Genomic DNA, 20,786 nt, shown 5'->3' on the forward strand with positions numbered 1-20,786 from the left:
ATTATTAACAATATTTAGCTATACTTACTTTAATATTATAAATAAAACTGTTAAAAAAATAGGGAAATAGTGTGATACATATATAATAAAAAACTCTACTTATTGATTTAAGTAGAGTTTTTTATTTAAAGTATTAATTACTTACTATTTTTCTTATCTTTCATGGCATTAATTTTAAGTGGAAGAGTAAATAAGTTTATAAACCCTTCAGCATCTTTGTGGTCGTATAACTCACTGTCACCAAATGAAGAGATACTTTCATCATATAATGCATTTTCAGTAAATATTCCAGCAGGTTTTATATTTCCTTTGTATAATTTAAGTTTTACTGATCCTGTTACATTTTCTTGAGTTTCATCCATAAATGCTGTTATTGCACTACAAGCTTTTGAATACCATTTTCCGTTGTAAATTAAGTCGGCATATTCTAATGATAATCTTTGTTTTAAATGAAGAGAATCTTTATCTAATGTTGCACTTTCTAAGTAGTTGTGTGCTGCATATAAAATTTCTCCTCCTGGAGTTTCATATATTCCTCTAGATTTCATTCCAACTAATCTATTTTCTAATATTTCTATTATACCTATACCATGTTTACATCCTAATTTGTCTAAAGTTTCTAATAATTCAACTGGAGATAATTCTTTATTATCAACTTTCTTAGGCACACCTTTGTCAAAATATATCTCTACATATTCAGATACGTCACAAGCAGTTTCTGGTGATTGAGTCTTTTTGTATATATCTTCTTTATGCTCATTTTGTAAGCACTCTATATCTCCGCCTTCAGTTGATATATGGAATAAGTTATCATCAACAGAATAAATCTTTTCTTTTGTAGCTACTACTTGTATATTATGTGACTGTGCATAATCTATGGCATCTTCTCTAGATTTTATATCCCATATTCTCCAAGGTGCTATAACTTTTATTGATGGATCAAGGGCTGCTATAGTACCTTCAAAACGAACTTGGTCATTTCCTTTTCCTGTACATCCGTGGCAAATATATTTAGCTCCTTCTTTATGAGCTATTTCAACTAATTTTTTAGCTATTATTGGTCTTGCTAGAGCAGTTCCAAGTAAATATCTTCCTTCATACTTTGTTTCTGCTTTAATAGCAGCATAAATTGTTGTAGTTATAAATTCTTCTTTTAAATCTTCACAATAAGCTTTTATTGCACCGCTTGCAATAGCCTTATCATGTATTTTATCCATATCATCATCTTGGCCCACGTTGGCGCAAACAGCAATTACATCAATATCATAGTTTTCTTTAAGCCATGGTATTATTATAGATGTATCTAATCCACCTGAATATGCTAGTACTACTTTTTCTTTCATTGTTATTGTCCTCCTTATGATTTCCATTGTTAAATTTGTACAATAAAAAAAGTCCCTTGGATTTAACCAAGAGACGAATTTACCGCGTTACCACTCTAATTAATAAAATTCGCTACGCTCAAATGAGACAATTAGAATTTTATTCACTCTTCCTTTTAAGGCAAGGCTACCTATTATCCTACTATTATTTCGGATAATATTCTCCAAAGTTCTATTCACTTAAAGTATATTATTAGGCTTCCACCATTCCCAATTCTCTGTAAATATGATCTTTAAGTTACTTCTCTTTTTCACTGAATTTTGTATATTCAATTTAATATGATTAAATAATAATTGAATTTTTAATTATTGTCAACTATTTTAAAGATTTTTTTAAAAATTAATATTGAACTTTAAATAAATATAGACCTTTTGCTGGAGCTGTTTCTGGAGCTACATTTCTGTCTTTAGCTTCTAAAATTTCTTTTATATCCGTAGGATTTAATCTAGCAAGTCCAGCATCTATTAAAGTTCCAACAATTATTCTCACCATATTATATAAGAATCCATCGCCTTTAACATAGATTTCAATCATGTTATTTTTTTCAACTATATCAATAGATTCAATGTTTCTAACATGACTTTTCTTTTTTGATTTTGAAGAAGCGAAGCTGGAAAAATCATGTTCTCCAATTAAATAAGTGCTAGCTTCTTTCATAAGATCTAAATTTAATTTTTTATTTATATGAGCTGAGTACTTTCTAAAAAATGGATTATGGAACTTATTGTTATCTATTTTGTATAAATAAACTTTAGATTTAGCATTGTATCTAGAGTGAAATCTATCTTCTACTTCTTCAATGCTTTTTATAACTATAGATTCAGGTAAATATTTATATAAATACTTTTGTATTTTTTCTACTGATTCGCTGCAATTAGTTTTAAAGTTTACAACTTGACCCATGGCATGAACACCCATATCTGTTCTTCCAGAACCTATTATTTCAACATTTTCATTTGTAAGTTTACAAAGAACATCTTCTATTTTGCCTTGTACAGTATTATCATTGTCTTTTAACCTTTGAAATCCCTTAAAGTTACTTCCATCGTATTGTACTATCATTTTTATATTTCTCATTATTATTTTTCCTTTTGAATAAAATTTGTTATTTCTCATTATACTTAATTTATTTTATTAAATCAATTAATTCTTCCTCTGATAAACTACTTAGTATATTAGTGTTGTTTAAGTTTCCATCAATCATATCATGAATTAATTCTGATTTTTTTTGTTGTAATTCCATTATTTTCTCTTCTATTGTTCCTTTTGCAATTAATTTTATAACTTCTACTACTTGCTTTTGACCAATTCTATGAGCTCTATCACTTGCTTGATTTTGCACAGATGGATTCCACCATGGATCAAAGTGTATTACAGTATTGGCAGATGTTAAATTTAAACCAGTTCCTCCAGCTTTAAGTGATATTAAAAATATTTTTATTTCTTCATTGTTGTTAAAGCTATCTACTAAAGTTATTCTATCTTTGGCAGGAGTACTTCCATCTAGATAATAAAAGTTGATTTTGTTTTTGTTTAGTTTTTTACCTATATTTTTTAAAACAGAGGTAAATTGAGAGAAAACTAAAATTTTGTTGTCTTTTTCAATATAATCTTTTATTATTTCCAAACAAGTGTCAGTTTTTGCACTTTTTCCTTTGTATCCTTCCACAATTATGCTTGGATCTAAGCACAGCTGTCTAAGTTTTGTAAGATAAGAAAATATGGTAATCTTATTTTTTACATCTCTTTTTTCTTCTAATCTTCTTTTTATTTCTTCCACATATATGCCGTAGGTATTTCTTTGTGTTTTGCCCATTTCTACATAAAACTCTTTTTCTATTTTAGGCGGAAGCTCTTTTATAACTTGTTCTTTTGTTCTACGAAGTATAAACGGTTTTATCATTCTTTTCAAATTTTCCATATGACTCACATCTTTAATAAATATGGCATTAAATTTAGTTAAACTATATAAATAGCCCGGCATAATAAAGTCAAATATGGACCAAAGTTCCAATAAGTTATTTTCAATAGGTGTTCCAGTTAAAGCAAATTTATTACTTGCTTTTATGGCTTTTACAGCATCAGTAGAAGAAGCTAAAGGATTTTTTATATTTTGAGCTTCGTCTATAATACAATAATCAAATTGAAGCTTTTCATATTCTTCTATATCATTTCTAAGAGAACCATAAGTTGTTAATATAACATTAAAGTCATTTGTATTTTTAATTATACTTAATCTGTCTTTTTTCAATCCATGACTAATTCCCACTGATAAAGATGGTGCAAATTTTTCAAATTCACTTTTCCAGTTGTGAATTAATGATGTAGGGGTTACTATTAAAGTTTTTTTATTTTTTTTGCTTAATAAGAAGGCAATTGTTTGTATTGTTTTACCTAGCCCCATTTCATCAGCTAAAATTCCACCAAAACCTAGATAATCTAAAGTTTCAAACCAGTTAAGAGAATCAATTTGGTAATCCCGTAGGGTTGCATTAAGGTCTTTTGGAATCTTGATTTCTTGTTTTTCCATATTTCTGAATTTCTCAATAATAGTATTAGTATTTTCCATTCCAGAAATATAAGGTAATTTTTTCTCCGTAAGGAGATGATTAATAAACATTGCTTTGCTTGAGTGTATTTTTATATTTTTTATATTATCAGTAAAACCTAAACTCTCCATCAATTTAAACATTTCTTTAGTTTCGCTGTCTTCTAAATTTATAAAGTTTCCATCACCTAATTTATAAAATCTTTTTTGATTTTTAAATGCTTTAATAATGTTTTTATATTCTTTTGGATCTACTCCTTCTATTTCAAAATTAAAATCTAGGTAATGATTAATCTCTTCTCCAAGACCAACTCTAAATGCAGAAGAATTGTGAATTTTTCTTTCTTTAAGCTTATCTGAATAATACACTTGGCCAATATTTTTAAGACTATTAATATCTCTATTTAAAAAGTCATATAGTTGATTGTCGTTGCCTTTAAATACATACTTATCTTTATCTTTTTCAAAAAAGTTAGAATATAATCTATAAACTGCTTCCTTTTCTTTTTCAAAGTCTCTTATAATAAATTTCTTATTGTCTTCATCATAAGAGAAAACTATTTTACAAGTTACATTACTATTTTCCAAATCAAAAAAGTATTTTATCTTTAAATCTTTAGAAATATTATCTTTTATCCTCTCATCTATAATTACTCCATCACAGATTTTTTCTATTTTAGGTATCATGTCGCTTAAAACTTGACTAACATTTTCCAAAGGGAAGCTTACTTCTTTAAACTCGCTTAGTACAGAGTGAAGCTTTTTATAATATATCCCATTTTCACTATTTAGTAAGTATATATTTCCTTTGTAAAACACTACATCACCTTTTAATGATAGAGGAAAAGGAAGATTACCTTCACATTTTAATACAGCTTCATTGTTATTTAATTCAAAGTTTATATCTACTGGAATATTACTTTCAATAACACTTGGACTGTAGTACATATTTTTAAATTTAAAGTCAAATGTTCTATATGAAAGTGCTTCAAATAATCTTCTAACATTGGAGCCTTTAACAGTTAAATATTTGAAATTTCTCTGTGGTGAGTTATAGGACAAGTCCATTCCGTACTCTTCTATAATTTGAACTATTTTTTCATCTTCATATTCAAAATAATTATTTACTGGATTATATAGAAAATCAATACCAAATATTAAATCTTTTGATTCAAGCCTAGAGTAAGCAAATTCTTTTAAATCCTTCATAACATACATCTTATCTATACCTACTTTAAAGTCACAAGATACACTATTATCTCCACCATACTCTACCCTAACATCTAATTTAACTTTTTCTCTTTCCTTACTTTTAAAATAATCTAATAATTCTTTATTGATATAATTTTTATTTCTTTTTATTTTATTATCATTTTTTAATACAATAGTTGTTTGTTTTAAATTACTAATTACATCGGATTTTAATAAATTAATTACATATAAAGATGAAGCTACAATATGTTTACATATGACATTATGGTTACTGGAACTTCTTTTTTTATAGTCCTCGCAAGTACAAATTGTATTTACTATTTCTTTATTTTTTAAATCTATTGTAATTTCCGGATAATAGGTGATGTTGTAATTAGCGGAATCTACTTTTCCATCAATATTTAAAATTTTATCCTCATTATTATATTTAATTTCTTGTACATATCCATCTTTGTAATACTCTTGTCCTCTGCTTAACCTTAGTTTGTCAGTATTATTAATTAATATATCATTTACTATTTTAAAGTCCATTCTCTCACCTGTTTCTAAGTATTATAAACTTTATTATATTACGATTGGAAATCTACTTCAATGACATAAGTAAAATGAAGCTAGTTAAATACATTGAAATATCAATAGTTTATGCTTATAAAAAAAATTATAGTCATAATAAAAATATAATTTTACAAGGAGCGATAGATAGAATAACAAAGTTGAAATATAAGAAAACTTTTTAAGAGATCTTCGTAAGTTTTTATAAATATTTATAAAATATATGGTAATTTTTATTAATTCACAATAATATATAAGTAATAGGAACACTAAATAGTAGCTTATCTAATTGATCGGAAAGATAAATTACTATTAAAATATGTTTTCTCCGTTTTATATAATAAACGGTGTGGTGACTCATGGAGAATCATTAAAACATATATTAGGAAAATCCTCATTTTTATGGGGATTTTTCTGTCTTAAGTTTTATTTATTATTATTTTGGGAAGAATAAATAAATAACTTAAATACATATGGAGGCCTTATGAGAGTACCAAAACATATAGGAATTATCCCAGATGGTAATAGACGCTGGGCAGTTAGTAATAATTTATCAAAAGAAAAAGGATATGACTATGGAGTTAATCCAGGTCTACAACTTTTTAAATTATGCCAAAAGGAAAATGTGCAAGAAGTTACTTTCTACGGTTATACTGTGGACAATACAAAGCGACCTACTATTCAAAAAGAAGCTTTCATCAAATCTTGCGTTGAATCAGTTATGCTTTTGACAAAAGAAGATTGTGAAATTTTAGTTGTAGGAGATACATCTAGTGATACTTTTCCTTCACAGCTTGTACCTTTTACAAAAGAAAGAATAAAATTTGGCAAAGGTGGAATAAAAGCAAACTTCTTGATTCACTATGGCTGGAGTTGGGACTTAAATTATAAAAAAGAAATCTATCCTATTGGAAAACATGTGGAGAATAATCTTAAATCAAGAGAAATTTCTCGTATTGATTTAATTATTCGCTGGGGTGGAAGACGAAGATTAAGTGGATTTTTACCAATCCAATCTGTGTATGCAGATTTTTATGTTGTAGATAGTATGTGGCCTGATTTTAAAGACCAAGATTTTTATGATGCTTTAAAATGGTATGATAAACAAGATATTACTCTTGGCGGATAAAAAATAAGTGTTTTGCAAAATAGCAAAACACTTATTTTTCATTATTTTCAATAATGTCACATAAAACTTTACTACCATCTATAACTACTGAAGCACCATTGCCAGGATGTGTTGAAGAACCTATAAAATATAAACCTTTTACTTTTTTTGATTTAAGATGAGGTCTAAAATAGGCGCTTTGACTTATTTTGTGACTTATACCAAAAGCATTTCCATAATATAAATTGTATTTGTCACGTAAATCTAAAGGTGTTAAATAATTTTCATAAATAATATGACTTTCTATATTTTCTAGTCCATTAATATTTTTCAAAGTATTAAAAATATATTTTTTTAATACTTTAATTTGATTATTATTATAATTAATATTATTAAATGACAAATTAGGTACACGAATCATAATATTCATTGAAGAATGATTATTCACTTTAAAAGATTTATCAATTGCACTAGGATAGTATATATATAATGATGGATGAGAAGGAATATATCCTCTAAAAGGTCCTTCAATACTATTTTTAAAATCTTTACTTATATAAATATTATGAACATTTAAGTTATGATAAATTTTATCTAATCCCAAATATAAAATAAAAACAGAGCAAGAGTAATCAATATTTTTTAAATTATTTTTCCCATATTTATTATCTAGAGATTCATAATTTATTAAATTTTTAATTGCATAGGGATAATCCACATTACAAATTATTAAATCACCGCTTATTACTTTATATTTTGTTTTTACTCCTTTTACTTCATTGTTCTCTATGAGTATATTTTTCACTTCACAATTTGTTATTATTTTGCCACCCATATCTATAAATAGCTTTTCTAAAGCTTTTATATATTCATATAATCCTCCCTCTATATACCAGAGGCCATATAAATGAGATATGGTTGGTATTAAGGTATAAATATTTGAATTTGTATAAGGATTTACACCGATAAACATAGATGTAAAGATTAAATAATTTTTCAATTTTTCATTACATATTAACTTATTAAGATAATTATTTGTTGATGACAAAGGATTAATTTTACCCATGCTTTTTATAAATGAAAAATTAATAATTTCTTTTAGATTTATCATAGGCTGATTAAGTATCTTATCTCTACTAATAAAGTACTTTTCATAGGATTTTGATAAAAAATTTAAAAAATTAGTAGATAGACCTTTTTGTAAATTTTCTAGTTCATTAATCATTTTATTAGTATCACTGTAAAAATTATAGAATGTTTTATCATCATAAAATACTTTATAAATAGGATCTAGTTTATGTATTTTAAAGTAGTCTTCATAATTTTTTCCCACATCTTTAAATATATCTGTATAAATTTTAGGCGTCATTATAATAGATGCAGTTAAATCAAATTTAAAATTATTATCTTTAAGTATATTTATTTTACCACCAATTTGTTTATTTTTTTCTAATAACGTTACATGGTATCCTTTACTTAGAAGTCTTATTCCACTGCATAATCCTCCTATTCCTCCTCCAATAATAATTGTATCTTTGTCCATTTTTATCCTCTCTCATAGTGTTTTCATATTTTTTAATTCTAGTTATATTATGTACTTTATATTTAATTAAATTAACAAAATCAAATAAAAAAACTGACACATATTATGTATCAGTTTTTCTATATTATATATTATACTTAGAAGTTATCTTTACTATTTCATTTTCATTAGCAGCATAGTATGTGTAAAAATCCATTTCGCTATTTGCTACTTTTTCTCCAATTTCAAATAATATTTTTGGTATTTCATCTGCCTTAAAATCACCCAATGATTTACCAAGTCTTGTATTTTTGTATTCAAAATCACCGTCTAAAAGTATTTCAAATGCGTCACACATTTGTCCATTAGCTTTTTTCTTTTTACCAGTAAGTCCTATGGCACCTATTTGGTGTACACCACAAGAGTTTATACAACCTGATATATATATCCTTGGCATAGCATTAAGGATAGTATTATCACCATGGGAGTTTTCTTTAAAGTAGTCAATAATTTCATGTAACATTTTTTGACTGTTTTGAATTCCCATTTGACATCTTGGAATTCCAATACATGAAATACTTTTTTCTAAACTAGTATTTCCACTAAAGTCTTTACTAATTTCAAGCAGATTCTCTGCTTCTTTTCCATTAAGATTTATAATAAATATGCCTTCAGTCATAGCAAATCTAATTGATGCATATTTACAATTATCTAAAGTATTTAATAATTTATTTAAATCATCAAGTTTTAGCTGTCCTCCAATTGGATGAATATAAACGCTATAGTATCCCTTTTGCTTTTGAGGGAATAATCTACAGTCTTTTATATTTGTTTCAACTCCACTATCATAAGGATATTCTATTTTTTCTAATTGAATATCAAGATTGTTGTTTTCTTTTTCTTTAGCTACATACTCTTTAAATTTTTTAATAAACTCTTCTTCTCCCAGTCTATAAACCATATATCTAACTCTTGCTTTATGTTTATTGGAGTAATCTCCTTCATCCATAAATAGCTTAGTTAAACCTTCAACATAATATAATACATCTTTTGGCTCTATTAGTTCATCTAATTCTATTCCGAGACCTGGATTTTTGCCAAGTCCTCCACCAACAAAAACTTTAAAATACGGTTTATTATCTTTCATTATAGCTAAAAATCCTAAATCTTGTACTGTAGCATGAGCAGAATCCATAGGACAAGATGAATAAGAAACTTTAAATTTTCTTGGTAAATGATAAGTAGTAATTTTACTCATAAAGTGTTTATCTGTTGCTACTGCATAAGGAGTAACGTCAAATGCTTCGTTTGGGTCCACTCCAGAAAGTGGTGACAACCCAACGTTTCTCGGAAAGTTACCACCACTACCACGAGTAAATATATTATTTTTTATAGCTTCTTCCATAATATTGCAAATTCCATCCACATTTAAGTCATGTAGTTGAACTGCTTGTCTAGTTGTAAAGTGTATGATATCCAGATTATATTCCTTTGCAAATTCATAAACCTTATGTAATTGAGATAAAGTTACAACACCGCTTGAAAATCTTAGTCTTATCATAAAGGATTTTTGATCTCTTTGAGCATATACACCATATCCACCTGAAATTCCTTTATAATCCATCTTAGTAAGATCACCATTTATAAGTTTTAAACACTGCTCTTTAAAATTAGGTATGTCCCTAAGAAATAATTCTTTAGCTTTTTCTAAATTATGCATTAATATCACCTCTGCAAAATATGTTTTTAATATATTGTTTGCAAAAGTGATAAATCTATTTATCTTATATAGTATCTACTTTATTTTCTTCGTAGCTAATCCAGTCACTGAAACTTCCTGAATATAATTTATGATCAATATCAGCTTCAGTAAGAGCTAAACTAACAGGGCTGGCAGTTATACCAGATCCACAGTAAATTATAACCTCATCATAATTGTTTAACTTAGTGAAAAGTTCTTTTAATTCATCTTTACTTTTCATAGTTAATACATCATTTTGATTATTTAAAATATTCATCCAGAAATAATTAAGTGCACTTGGAATATGACCAGCTTTTTTATCTACTGGTTCAAATTCACCATTGTATCTTCCATTTTCCCTACAATCTACTATAACAATATTATCCTTATGTAGTCTTTCTTTTACATACTCCATATCAACTCTCATATTTTCATTTACATTTATGTCAAAGTTACCTCTTTTTACTAAAGTATGCTCACTTGTTACTTCTCCGCCAATTTCTTCAAATGCTTTTATTCCACCGTTTAATACGTAAACTTCATTATGACCTAAGTATTTTAGTATCCACCAAAGTCTTGAAGGACCTGCTAAATCACCCTCATCATAAGCTACTACTATTGAATCATTATTTATTCCTATATTTTCAAAAGTAGTTTTTAATTTTTCTACACTTGGAAGTGGATGTCTTCCACCATGTTCTTTTACAGGTGCAGATAATTCAGTTTCAATGTCTACTCTTACAGAATCTTTAATATGAGATTCATTATAACTTCTTTTTCCATATTCTTTGTCCATTAGTGAAAATCTACAATCTACTATAACTAACTTTTCATTGTTTAAATTTTCTTTTAACCACTGTACACTTATCATATTTGACATTTTACTCTCTCCTATAATATATTTGTTTTATAATTTTTAACTATTAATTATTATACTACAATATAATATTTTATTACAATATAAGGAAAAAGACTGCTTTAAAGCAGCCTTTTTCCTTATGTACTATATCTTTTTAATATTATCCCATTAAAAAGTCTAATATATTCCAGCCATCAGAAGATGTTCCTTTGTAGAGCTCTGTAAATCCGCATTCTTTGCAACTTATAGTTACAAATTTTTTATTTTGTACATCAAATATTTTAGCAAAATTTCCTCCTGTAGCTTGAAACTGATCAGATTCAAAAGTTTGATTTCCGCATTTTGGGCATACATATTGTTTTTTGTTCATAATTTACCTCCAATATTATACATATAAGTAAAATTATTATAACATATTATTCTGTATTGGTATTGTTATTTAAATTTTCGAAAAATTTATATATAAATGGAATACTTATAATAAAAGTAAGTACATCTGATATGGGTTGTGTAATTTCTACTCCTTTTAAATAGAATACTTTCGGTAAAATTATTATTAGTGGAAGAAAAAATATTCCTTGACGACAAGACGTTAAAAAAGTTGCATGAAAAGATTTACCAACTGCTTGAAATGTCATATTTGAAATAACACCTAAGGCCATAAGTGGCATTACTAAGCATTGATATCGTAAGGCTCTCGTTCCTATTTCAATAACAGATAAATCAGAAATAAACCATGACATTATTTGTGACGATAATATATACCCCATAAAAGCTAATACTGTCATTATTGTGGTTCCTATTTTTAAAGTAAACAAGAAAGATTCTTTAACTCTAGTGAAGTTTTTTGCACCATAGTTGTATCCAACTACAGGTTGGTAACCTTGACCATAACCTACTACAACACAAAATATTAACATAAATACTCTTCCAACAATTGACATGGCAGCTACAGCTGAATCTCCATAATTAGCTGCATTAAAATTTAGTGCTACTGTGGCCACACTAGCTAATCCTTGTCTAAAGAAACTAGGCATTCCATTTTTAAATATTGTTAAGTATATTTTTAATTCTTTTGATACTTTCTTTATGGAAAATTTAACTATTGTTTTTCTTCTTACGTAATAGGAAAACAATATAATAAAACTTAAAAATTGACTTGTAGCTGTGGCTATGGCAGCACCACTAATACCTAAATTAAAGTAAAATATAAATAGAGGATCTAAAATTATATTTATAATACCTCCAATTCCTATACCGACCATTGCAAAATTTGCTTTTCCTTCAGCTCTTAACATATTATTTAAAGCAAAAGAGGCAGTCATAAAAGGAGCTGCAAATAATATGTATTTTGCATAGTTTACTGCATAAGGAAGAATTGTTTCTGTTGAGCCTAGTAAAATCATTAGTGGCTCTATAAATATGTTTCCAAATATTAATAAACCAAATCCAAATATTAAGGAGGTAATAAAACCTGAAGAACCTAAAATATCAGCATCTTCCTTGTTTTGTTGTCCAAGCTTTCTAGAAATAGTGCTTCCAGAGCCTAGGCCTATGGCAAAAGCAATGGCTTGTATAATTGCCATTAGAGAAAATACAATGCCTGTTGCTGCTGAAGCACTTGTACCAAGTTGAGAAACAAAATATGTATCTGCCATATTATATAGAGATGTTATTAGCATACTGATAATAGTAGGAACTGCTAAAGAAGACACTAATTTTGGAATAGGTGTTTTAGTCATTTTTTCAAATTGTTTATCTTTTGAATCCATAAATACACTCCTATTAGTAATTTATTTTATAATACTATCTTATGTACAGCCATATTTATATTATAACTTACTTAGGTAAGACTTTGTGAATTATAGTATTAATCTATTGCTAATCATCTCCCCTCTAGGCTTTATAAATAAAAAAAGCATAAAAACTTAAGGTATATCCTTAAATTTTTATACTTTTCAACTTAATAATAAAAATTGAAATCTGCATCAACACAGAAACTTCCACGACTTAAAAGTCCACCAAATGAAATTGTAATATAATTCATTTGTGAATCAAGTACTTTATTTATAATTATTTTATATCCATCCACATCGTATAAATTATCATTATCATTTGGATTATCAAGTTCTAAATCAACTTTTGCATTACTTGTCATTGTTATACATCTAGTAAGAATTCTTATGCAAGTTTTATCACTACTAGCTAAAAGTTTGTCCAATTCTTTTTTAGCTTCATTTGTTATAAGTATACTCATTTCTTCCATGTTGTCTCTCCTTAAAAGTATTTTCTTTATTTTAACATATTATTATAATTATCAACAATTATACTCATAAATATCTGAAAATTCCAGAGCACATTTTTCAACTTTATTTTTACAATCATATATTTTTTCCACATTAACACTTTCTTCATTGACTAAACTAATTGGCAAAGTGATTATAAAATTTGAGCCTTTTCCTAATTCGCTTTCAACTTCGATTTCTCCCTCATGCAAATTTACTAAAGATTTTACTATAGCAAGTCCTATGCCACTTCCTTCATTATGTCTTGTCAAATTATTATCCACTCTAGTTAATTTGTCAAAAACTCTATCTAAATAGTCTTTTGGAATACCAATACCATGATCTTTTACAGATATCTTCACATTACTTTTGTTTGACTTTATACTTACTATAATGGGATCACTTGTAAAACTATATTTTATTGCATTAGACAAAAGATTTAAAAGAATTCTTTCAATTTCATCTGCATCACAGGCCATATTTATTTCCTCACAATCTGTGTCAAAAATAATATTAATATTATTATTTTCTTCATTAGAAACTATTGTGTTACAAACATTTTCCACTAGTTCAACTATATTATAGTTTTGTAGATTTATTTCATGATATCCATTTTTTATATATGTAATGTCTATTAAGTTATTGACCAGTCTAAGCAATCTATTGGAATTTCTTTTTAAATACTTTATATGTTCATTTAAGTCATCAATCTTATATGTGTTATTTTCTAAGCTTGTACTAATTAGTTGGATAGTTGACATAATTATGTTTATTGGTGTTCTAAATTCATGAGTTATATTAGATAAAAATTCATCTTTTATTTCTTCTATGCACTTTGCTTGTTGAACTAATAATTTTCTCTTTTCATTGGCAATTCTTTCACTTACATCTCTACCTGTTGAAAAAAACATATTTTCTTCTCTTATAATTTTATAACTCCAATCTATCCATTTATATTTATTGTCACTACCTCTAAATCTACTTGTAACAGAGCCAAAATCTCGATCTTCATTAAACATCATATCAAGTACTTGTTCTCTATCATCAGGATATAATATATCAAAAAAGTTTAAATCTTTTATATTATCATAACCTAAAATATTGATAATTTGATAGTTATTATAAATAGGATTTCCATCTAAGTTCCATATTGCAATCATATCTTCGGATACGTCTATAAATTGCATCAAAGAATTATTTATTTTTTGCACTTTTTTTCTTTCTTCTTTAATATCTTTGAATTTCTTCCAATTAGCTATATTTATTGATATATATGAACATATAGTTTTAAAATAATTTATGGGAATACATCTATCTTCATGCCCTTTTTTATATGTTAACATAATAAAACCAGAATAGTCTTTATCAAGAGTCATATTGTAAATACCTATTGCCGAGAATTTCTCTGGTATATAATTTTCATTTATTAAATCTAAGTCTCTATTATTTCTTAGTTGCTCTAATTGTATCATTCCTTCGCCATACTTATCTATAAGCTCATACAACCTTTTACCAAAACCTTCGCCTTTAAATGATTCAATTACTTCTCCTCTTTGTGCAATTACTTTTAATTGGGAGCATTTTTTATCAAAGTAAATAATTGAAATACCATCGGATTTTGAGAACTTCATCAGTTTTTCAATAGTATATTGTATTAATGATTTATATTCTTTATCCATATCGAAGATACTTATATCACTACTAATTTGGTTTATTTGATTAAGCGTAATTTGTAGTGTGTCATTTAGAAATTTTGTAAGTGTTATATCTAGTTTGCAACTTGCTAAAAATTTTATATTATTATTTTCATCAAATATAGGACCTAAGGTATTGCTATACCACTTTTTTTCATTTGTCGTAAAATAGATATTTTCATTATTAATTATTTTTTTCTTATCTATTGCCATTTTCTCTTTTTTTTCCATATAAGTCCAATCTTCTTTGCAAAAAAAATCTCGACTTGTTTTTCCTATAATTTCACTTTTTTCGCATCCAAGGTTGTCTGCAAATTGTTGATTTACATATATATACTCTCTATTAGTATTTTTAATACAACATTCCACTTGAATAATATCTAATAGACCTTCTAAATCTGCTCTTGTATATTGTTTGTCATAGTGAGTTTTTCCTATTATAAAATAAGCATTTTCCCCTTTAAAATCATCTTCTAATATTTCTCCCCATAATGATTGAAGGTTATTATTTTGATTTTTTATACAAAAATGAAACCTCCTTTGTTCTGGTAGTATATCTATAAGATCATCAATAGGTTGAGAACTAATAGATATTATTTGAAACAAGTTTTTTCCAATTACATCTTCTTCACTAACCCCTAATAAGTCTAAAAAAAACTTATTTGCAAATATAATTTGCTTTTCTTTGTTTATTGCAATAATAGTGCAACGTAAAGAATTTAAAATTTTAATCATAACTTTCCCCTTTTCTCTTACCTTAAAAAGAACAACTTTTTTCTTTTTTTTCTTTTGCATATAACTATTTTATAATAGAACTTGTTTGAATTCAAAGCATTTTGTAAGTTAAAAAATACTATTTTTAGATATATAATACCATTTTACATTTTAATGTTATAAAATGTAAAAGCATATTATAATATGTATTATCATAAATTTAAAGAAATTAAGTTACTTATTTTAATTATTAAACATTATCGGTTAATAACTTTATTTTTTAAATTTGTATATTAAAAAAAGTACCAGACACACTGGTACTTTAAGGTTCTTCAAAATTATGTGTAGGAAATTATAGATTCATGGGTTTTAATTCCTAGTATTCCATCTACTTCAAGTTTTTTCTTTTTTTGATATTTTTCTACTATTTCTTGAGTATCCTTTCCAAAATATCCATCTACTGCAATGTCATAACCTAATTCTTTTAAGGATTTTTGTAGCCATTTAGTATGTTCTAATTTTTTATTTTTGTTTTTTATACTTAGTGGATGCTTTTCTACAGCTGCTTTTGTTTTAGGTCCCCAAATACCATCTTCAGTTAAATTACAATTATAAGATTTATTTAAAGCATTTTGTAATGACTTAACTAGAATTTTAGATATGCTATCTTCTTTATCATTGTCTATACTATCATCTTTTTTTATATTATTAGTGGTAGAATTATTATGTTTTTTATTTGTATATTTTTTATAACAATAATCTAAATCTACATTTCCTTCTATTCCAGATACTCTTCCGTTTTCGCTATATTGCCACATTACATGAGACTCACTATAGGAGCATCTTGAGGAGTATTGGGCTATCCATAAATCATAATCTCTTTGAAGGCTTTTGAAAAAATAATTATTGGAGAAGTCCATATTTGTATAAAGTCCAGGAGTGTATCCTCCTTTTTCAATTTCTTTTAAAAAGGCATAAGCAAATGCTGTTGCCTTTGTTTTATTTATACTTACGCCTTGTTTTTTTGCGTAACTTACACTATCATATTCAAAATCATAAAAAACAGGATAAGTTATTTTATCTTTGTAAGGCTCAATTACTTCCATACACTTAATAGCCTCTAATCTTGCCTTTTCCTCACTTATGGCATAACTAAACCAATATATTCCTACATCAATATTCTCTTTAATAGCACCTTTAATATATTCTTCAAATTTATCGTCTATTGTTGATGATCCAAATCCTGCTCTAGTAATAACAAATTTTATACCATCATCTTTTACTTTTTTCCAATTTATATTTCCGTTATGTTTAGACACATCAATACCTTTAATTGCTGCCATTTGATCACTTCCTCACTATATATGGAAAAGAATCTACTTTTCAGCAGATTCTTTTCTTTAATTAATGGCCTGTTTATTATATGAACTATTATCTGAAGTTGTATAGAATTGTAATTTTGAGAGTTCTAACTTTAATAAGTGGTTATCTTAATATCCAATTAATTATATACTTTTGTACTCTTTTAATTTTTTTAAGATTAACAAGAGTTTTATAATTTAGTTTTGATTTTCATAACTACTTATAGTCTATATTATTAAGAAGAATAAGTTTTTGTTACTATATGCGACAGAATTTTTATTTTATTTTATGGAAATTTGATTCCTACATGAATATGGAGTGTTTATTAGAATGAAAGAAGACTAAGTAGTATTTTACTTAGCCTTTTCCTGCAATATTTTAATTAGAAACCGAGAATATAAATAAAATCAAGAATAAAAAATAAAGGTTTTACATTTTTAATTATGGCCTTATATATTTATTTTATACTCTTAAAATAATAAATTTATAATTTTATAGTAACAGTAAATATTATAAGAAAAGTAGAATAAATTTTACTCAATAATACAAACTAAAGATGGAGGTGTTATTATGGTAAATTTAACTACAAAAGAAAGACTTTTACTTGAAGACGAAAAGAGTCATGAAACTTTATGTGTATCAAAGTATAATGATTATTCTAACAGAGCTAAATGTCAAGAACTAAAACAATTATTTTCTTCCTTAGCTCAAAAAGAACAGCAACATTTAGATTCTATTAATCAAATATTAAATGGTTCAGTACCAAATGTTAATTCTGGCAATCAAAATCAACAAAATCAACAAATGCAACAAATGCAACAAAATAGTACACTTTCAATGCCTAATCTAGAAAATAATGTATCTAGTGGTGCATATGATGAAAATGATAAAATGCTATGTCAAGATACTTTATCTACTGAAAAATATATCTCTGCTACATATAACACAGCTATATTTGAGTTTAAAGATAAAAATATCAGACAAGTTTTAAATCATATTCAAAAAGAAGAACAAGAACATGGAGAACAAATTTATAATTATATGAATCAACATAACATGTATAATTAGACAATTACTTGTAAAATACCGTAATAAATGCATTTTTACTACGGTATTTTTTTATTTTATTCTATTCTTATTGCTTATTCTATTATTTTTCATTACACTTTTAATAAATAATAGATATAAGAAGGTGTATATATGAATGAATTTGTTATAAGGTTTGCCGAGAAGAATGATGCACAAGCAATTTTGAAAATTTACGCACCTTATGTGATTAGCACATCAATAACATTTGAGTATGCTGTACCTACCATTGATGAAATCTGTAGTAGAGTTGAGAAAACCAAAGAAAATTATCCTTATATAGTGTGTGAATTGAATAATCAAGTTATTGGATATGCATATGCTAATAGATATAAGGTGCGAGATGCTTATGATTGGAATGTGGAACTCTCTATTTATGTTGACAAAAAATATACTCATAAAGGTGTTGGGAGAGGATTATATACTTGTATTTTGCAAATTTTAGCTCATCAAAATGTAAAAAATGTATATTCCATAATAACTAGCCCAAATAAAAGTAGTGTTAAACTTCATGAATTTTTCGGTTTTAAACAACTAGGATTTTATCCAAATTGCGGTTATAAATTAGACAGTTGGCATGATATTATCATAATGGGAAAAAGTTTAGGAGATTATAAAGAACCACCAAAACCATTTATAAAAATAAATGATTTAGAAGATAAAATTTTGACTGGTATTTTAAGTGTGGTATCAACAATAATTAACAATTGAATTTAATTCAAATGAAATTATTTCCTATTTAAAATTATGTTAATTTGATAAACTAATTTTAATAGGAGTGTTACTATGTTAAAAAAACAATTAATTTTAACTTTACTTAATATAAATAAAATTGGGAAAAAAACAATTACTAAATTAATGTATAAAACTTTACCAGTATCTACTGATCCTGTTTGTATTTTAAATTTTATTATTAAAAACCTTCCAAATTATAAATTTGACTTTAATATACAAGATATAATAATAGCAAAAAATATAAGTTTAAACATTATTGACTACTGTGAAAAAAATAATATAAAAATAATGACTATTTTGGATGAAGATTTTCCTATAAAACTTAAAATTATTCCTAATAACCCTGTAATTATATTTTTAAAAGGAAATAAGTCATGCATTATTGAAAATAAGTCTGTTGCAATTATAGGAACTAGATGCCCTACCTTAGAAAGTGAAAAAATCACTAGAAACCTTGTTAAATTATTTTCAAGTAAGAACTATATAATTGTCAGTGGTTTGGCTCATGGAATAGATTATAATGCACATTTGGCCACAGTAAAAAATCATAATAGAACACTAGCAGTTTTACCTAGTGGAATTTCAAATATTTATCCATCAGATCATAAATATTTATGTGATGAAATACTTTACAATAACGGATGCATTATTAGTGAGTATTTTCCACTTGATAAACCTTACAAAAATAATTTTATTGAAAGAGATCGTTTGCAAAGTGCTCTATCTTTAGGTGTAATAGTTGTAGAATGTGACACGAAAAGTGGAACTATGCATACTGTTAATTTTGCAAAAGAGCAAAATAAAATAATATGTTGTTATAAACACAATAATATGAATTATAGATGTAGAAGTGGTAATATGAAATTATTAAAAGATAAAAATGTGATAATGATTGATAATAATTATAATATAAGTTTAGTAGAAAATTCATTGAAAAGTAAATTGCATGAGATAAATAGTTGGTCAAAGGGCACTACATCATCAAATGAACAGATATTTTTTAATTTTTAACAATTAATTTTATTGTGAATTGTTAAAAATTAGACTACAATTATTAATAAGTAATTTATTAATGGTGCTTAATACAATATTTACTATTTTTAAATTATTTCTCCTTGTATTATTATATTTCGAAAACAGGTTCATAAACTATGAGCCTGTTTTTGTTTTTCTCATTTTCATATCCTTTTCTATTAGATTTTTCACATAAAAACGTAAGCGTAAAAGAATTTCTACCTATATTACAAGTAAAAGGTTAGCTAAAATATAAATATAAAATATTAAATATGGAGGCTAACCTTATGTATGTAAAAAATAGCCCAGATCAATGGGCTGAAATACTTGAAAAATTCAACTCATATGACGGTTCTGTCACAAATTTCTGTGAAGAAAATAAAATCTCTAAAAGTCAATTCTATTATCATAGAAAAAGAAAGGTTCAGCAACCTGTAGCATCTACTTTTTGTGAGGTGGAATTAGTTAAAGTAGCTACCCCAATAACTACTAAAGAAGTAGATACTCTTTCTAGTTATATAAAAATTGAAATAAACAATGTAACTATTCATATTCCACCTAGCGAAGCTACGCTTTTAACTACAATAATAAAGGAGCTTTCAAATTCATGTTAAATCTAAATGAAGTTGATAAAGTATATCTAGCATGTGGAGTAACAGATTTGAGAAAAAGCATTGATGGCTTAGTAATTGCAGTACAAAACCAATTAAAACTAGATCCTTTTGAAAAGGCATTATTTGTTTTTTGTAATAGACAACAAAATAGACTGAAAATCCTCCACTTTGACGAAGGATTTTGGTTATACTATCACAGAATTGAAAACAATAAATTAAAATGGCCTATGACTAAAGAAGAAGCATTAACAGTAAATAAAGAAGAATTAAGTTGGCTTCTTAAAGGATATGAAGTTAGAACATCTTCCAAATTTAAGCCTGTAATTCAGAAAAATACATACTAAATAGAATGATCAA

At 26.3% G+C, this 20,786-nt stretch carries 17 protein-coding genes and 1 other annotated feature; of the genes, 6 read left to right on the forward strand and 11 right to left on the reverse strand.

Annotated elements, in window-relative coordinates:
* Positions 1-137 precede the first annotated feature (137 nt).
* From TVTCOM_RS10590 to TVTCOM_RS10600, 3 genes are all read right to left on the reverse strand, one after another.
* On the reverse strand, positions 138-1,343 hold the full coding sequence (locus tag TVTCOM_RS10590; RefSeq protein WP_434796242.1) for an argininosuccinate synthase: 1,206 nt from the start codon (positions 1,341-1,343) through the stop codon (positions 138-140).
* A 66-nt stretch (positions 1,344-1,409) separates the two neighbouring features.
* Positions 1,410-1,646, reverse strand: a binding site (T-box leader).
* 76 nt (positions 1,647-1,722) lie between these two features.
* Positions 1,723-2,460, reverse strand: coding sequence for a tRNA pseudouridine(38-40) synthase TruA (gene truA / locus TVTCOM_RS10595; RefSeq protein ID WP_434796243.1), 738 nt, complete (start codon positions 2,458-2,460; stop codon positions 1,723-1,725).
* A 49-nt stretch (positions 2,461-2,509) separates the two neighbouring features.
* Entirely contained in the window at positions 2,510-5,674 is a 3,165-nt protein-coding gene (locus TVTCOM_RS10600; protein WP_434796244.1) for an SNF2 helicase associated domain-containing protein, read from the reverse strand.
* Positions 5,675-6,179: 505 nt separating this feature from the next.
* On the opposite strand from TVTCOM_RS10600, the gene TVTCOM_RS10605 reads away from it, so the two are divergent.
* Positions 6,180-6,824, forward strand: a complete 645-nt coding sequence (locus TVTCOM_RS10605) for an undecaprenyl diphosphate synthase family protein (protein ID WP_434796245.1) — start codon at positions 6,180-6,182, stop codon at positions 6,822-6,824.
* A 31-nt stretch (positions 6,825-6,855) separates the two neighbouring features.
* On the opposite strand, the gene TVTCOM_RS10610 is transcribed toward TVTCOM_RS10605, so the two are convergent.
* From TVTCOM_RS10610 to TVTCOM_RS10645, 8 genes are all read right to left on the reverse strand, one after another.
* Positions 6,856-8,346 (reverse strand): phytoene desaturase family protein, encoded by a 1,491-nt coding sequence (locus TVTCOM_RS10610; protein ID WP_434796246.1) that lies wholly within the window; start codon positions 8,344-8,346, stop codon positions 6,856-6,858.
* Positions 8,347-8,470: 124 nt separating this feature from the next.
* Positions 8,471-10,045: a nitrite/sulfite reductase gene (locus TVTCOM_RS10615; protein ID WP_434796247.1), complete on the reverse strand. Its 1,575-nt coding sequence runs from the start codon at positions 10,043-10,045 to the stop codon at positions 8,471-8,473.
* Between the two features lie 64 nt (positions 10,046-10,109).
* Positions 10,110-10,946, reverse strand: a complete 837-nt coding sequence (locus TVTCOM_RS10620) for a sulfurtransferase (RefSeq protein WP_434796248.1) — start codon at positions 10,944-10,946, stop codon at positions 10,110-10,112.
* Between the two features lie 139 nt (positions 10,947-11,085).
* Positions 11,086-11,295 carry a zinc ribbon domain-containing protein gene (locus TVTCOM_RS10625; protein WP_434796249.1) on the reverse strand — a complete coding sequence of 70 codons (210 nt, stop codon included), beginning with the start codon at positions 11,293-11,295 and terminating at the stop codon, positions 11,086-11,088.
* Between the two features lie 46 nt (positions 11,296-11,341).
* Positions 11,342-12,697 (reverse strand): MATE family efflux transporter, encoded by a 1,356-nt coding sequence (locus tag TVTCOM_RS10630; protein ID WP_434796250.1) that lies wholly within the window; start codon positions 12,695-12,697, stop codon positions 11,342-11,344.
* 191 nt (positions 12,698-12,888) lie between these two features.
* Positions 12,889-13,191: a hypothetical protein gene (locus TVTCOM_RS10635; protein WP_434796251.1), complete on the reverse strand. Its 303-nt coding sequence runs from the start codon at positions 13,189-13,191 to the stop codon at positions 12,889-12,891.
* 51 nt (positions 13,192-13,242) lie between these two features.
* The gene (locus tag TVTCOM_RS10640; RefSeq protein WP_434796252.1) at positions 13,243-15,639 is read right to left on the reverse strand and encodes an ATP-binding protein; all 2,397 of its coding nucleotides are present in this window, start codon (positions 15,637-15,639) and stop codon (positions 13,243-13,245) included.
* 317 nt (positions 15,640-15,956) lie between these two features.
* Complete coding sequence (locus tag TVTCOM_RS10645; protein ID WP_434796253.1) at positions 15,957-16,961, reverse strand: GH25 family lysozyme; 1,005 nt, start codon at positions 16,959-16,961, stop codon at positions 15,957-15,959.
* 589 nt (positions 16,962-17,550) lie between these two features.
* Between TVTCOM_RS10645 and TVTCOM_RS10650 the strand changes: the two genes are divergently transcribed.
* The 5 genes from TVTCOM_RS10650 (at position 17,551) to tnpB (ending at position 20,773) form a co-directional block, all read left to right on the forward strand.
* Positions 17,551-18,048, forward strand: coding sequence for a spore coat protein (locus TVTCOM_RS10650; RefSeq protein WP_434796254.1), 498 nt, complete (start codon positions 17,551-17,553; stop codon positions 18,046-18,048).
* A gap of 132 nt (positions 18,049-18,180) precedes the next feature.
* Positions 18,181-18,777, forward strand: coding sequence for a GNAT family N-acetyltransferase (locus tag TVTCOM_RS10655; RefSeq protein WP_434796255.1), 597 nt, complete (start codon positions 18,181-18,183; stop codon positions 18,775-18,777).
* Positions 18,778-18,852: 75 nt separating this feature from the next.
* A complete protein-coding gene (locus TVTCOM_RS10660; RefSeq protein WP_434796256.1) occupies positions 18,853-19,812 on the forward strand; it encodes a DNA-processing protein DprA in 960 nt (319 codons plus the stop codon).
* Between the two features lie 290 nt (positions 19,813-20,102).
* Entirely contained in the window at positions 20,103-20,429 is a 327-nt protein-coding gene (tnpA, locus tag TVTCOM_RS10665; RefSeq protein WP_434796257.1) for an IS66 family insertion sequence element accessory protein TnpA, read from the forward strand.
* On the forward strand, positions 20,423-20,773 hold the full coding sequence (gene tnpB / locus TVTCOM_RS10670; RefSeq protein WP_434796258.1) for an IS66 family insertion sequence element accessory protein TnpB: 351 nt from the start codon (positions 20,423-20,425) through the stop codon (positions 20,771-20,773). The genes tnpA and tnpB overlap by 7 nt, the downstream gene beginning before the upstream one ends.
* Positions 20,774-20,786: the final 13 nt, after the last annotated feature.

The sequence above is a fragment of the Terrisporobacter vanillatitrophus genome, assembly GCF_051148895.1.
Taxonomy (GTDB): Bacteria; Bacillota; Clostridia; order Peptostreptococcales; family Peptostreptococcaceae; genus Terrisporobacter; species Terrisporobacter vanillatitrophus.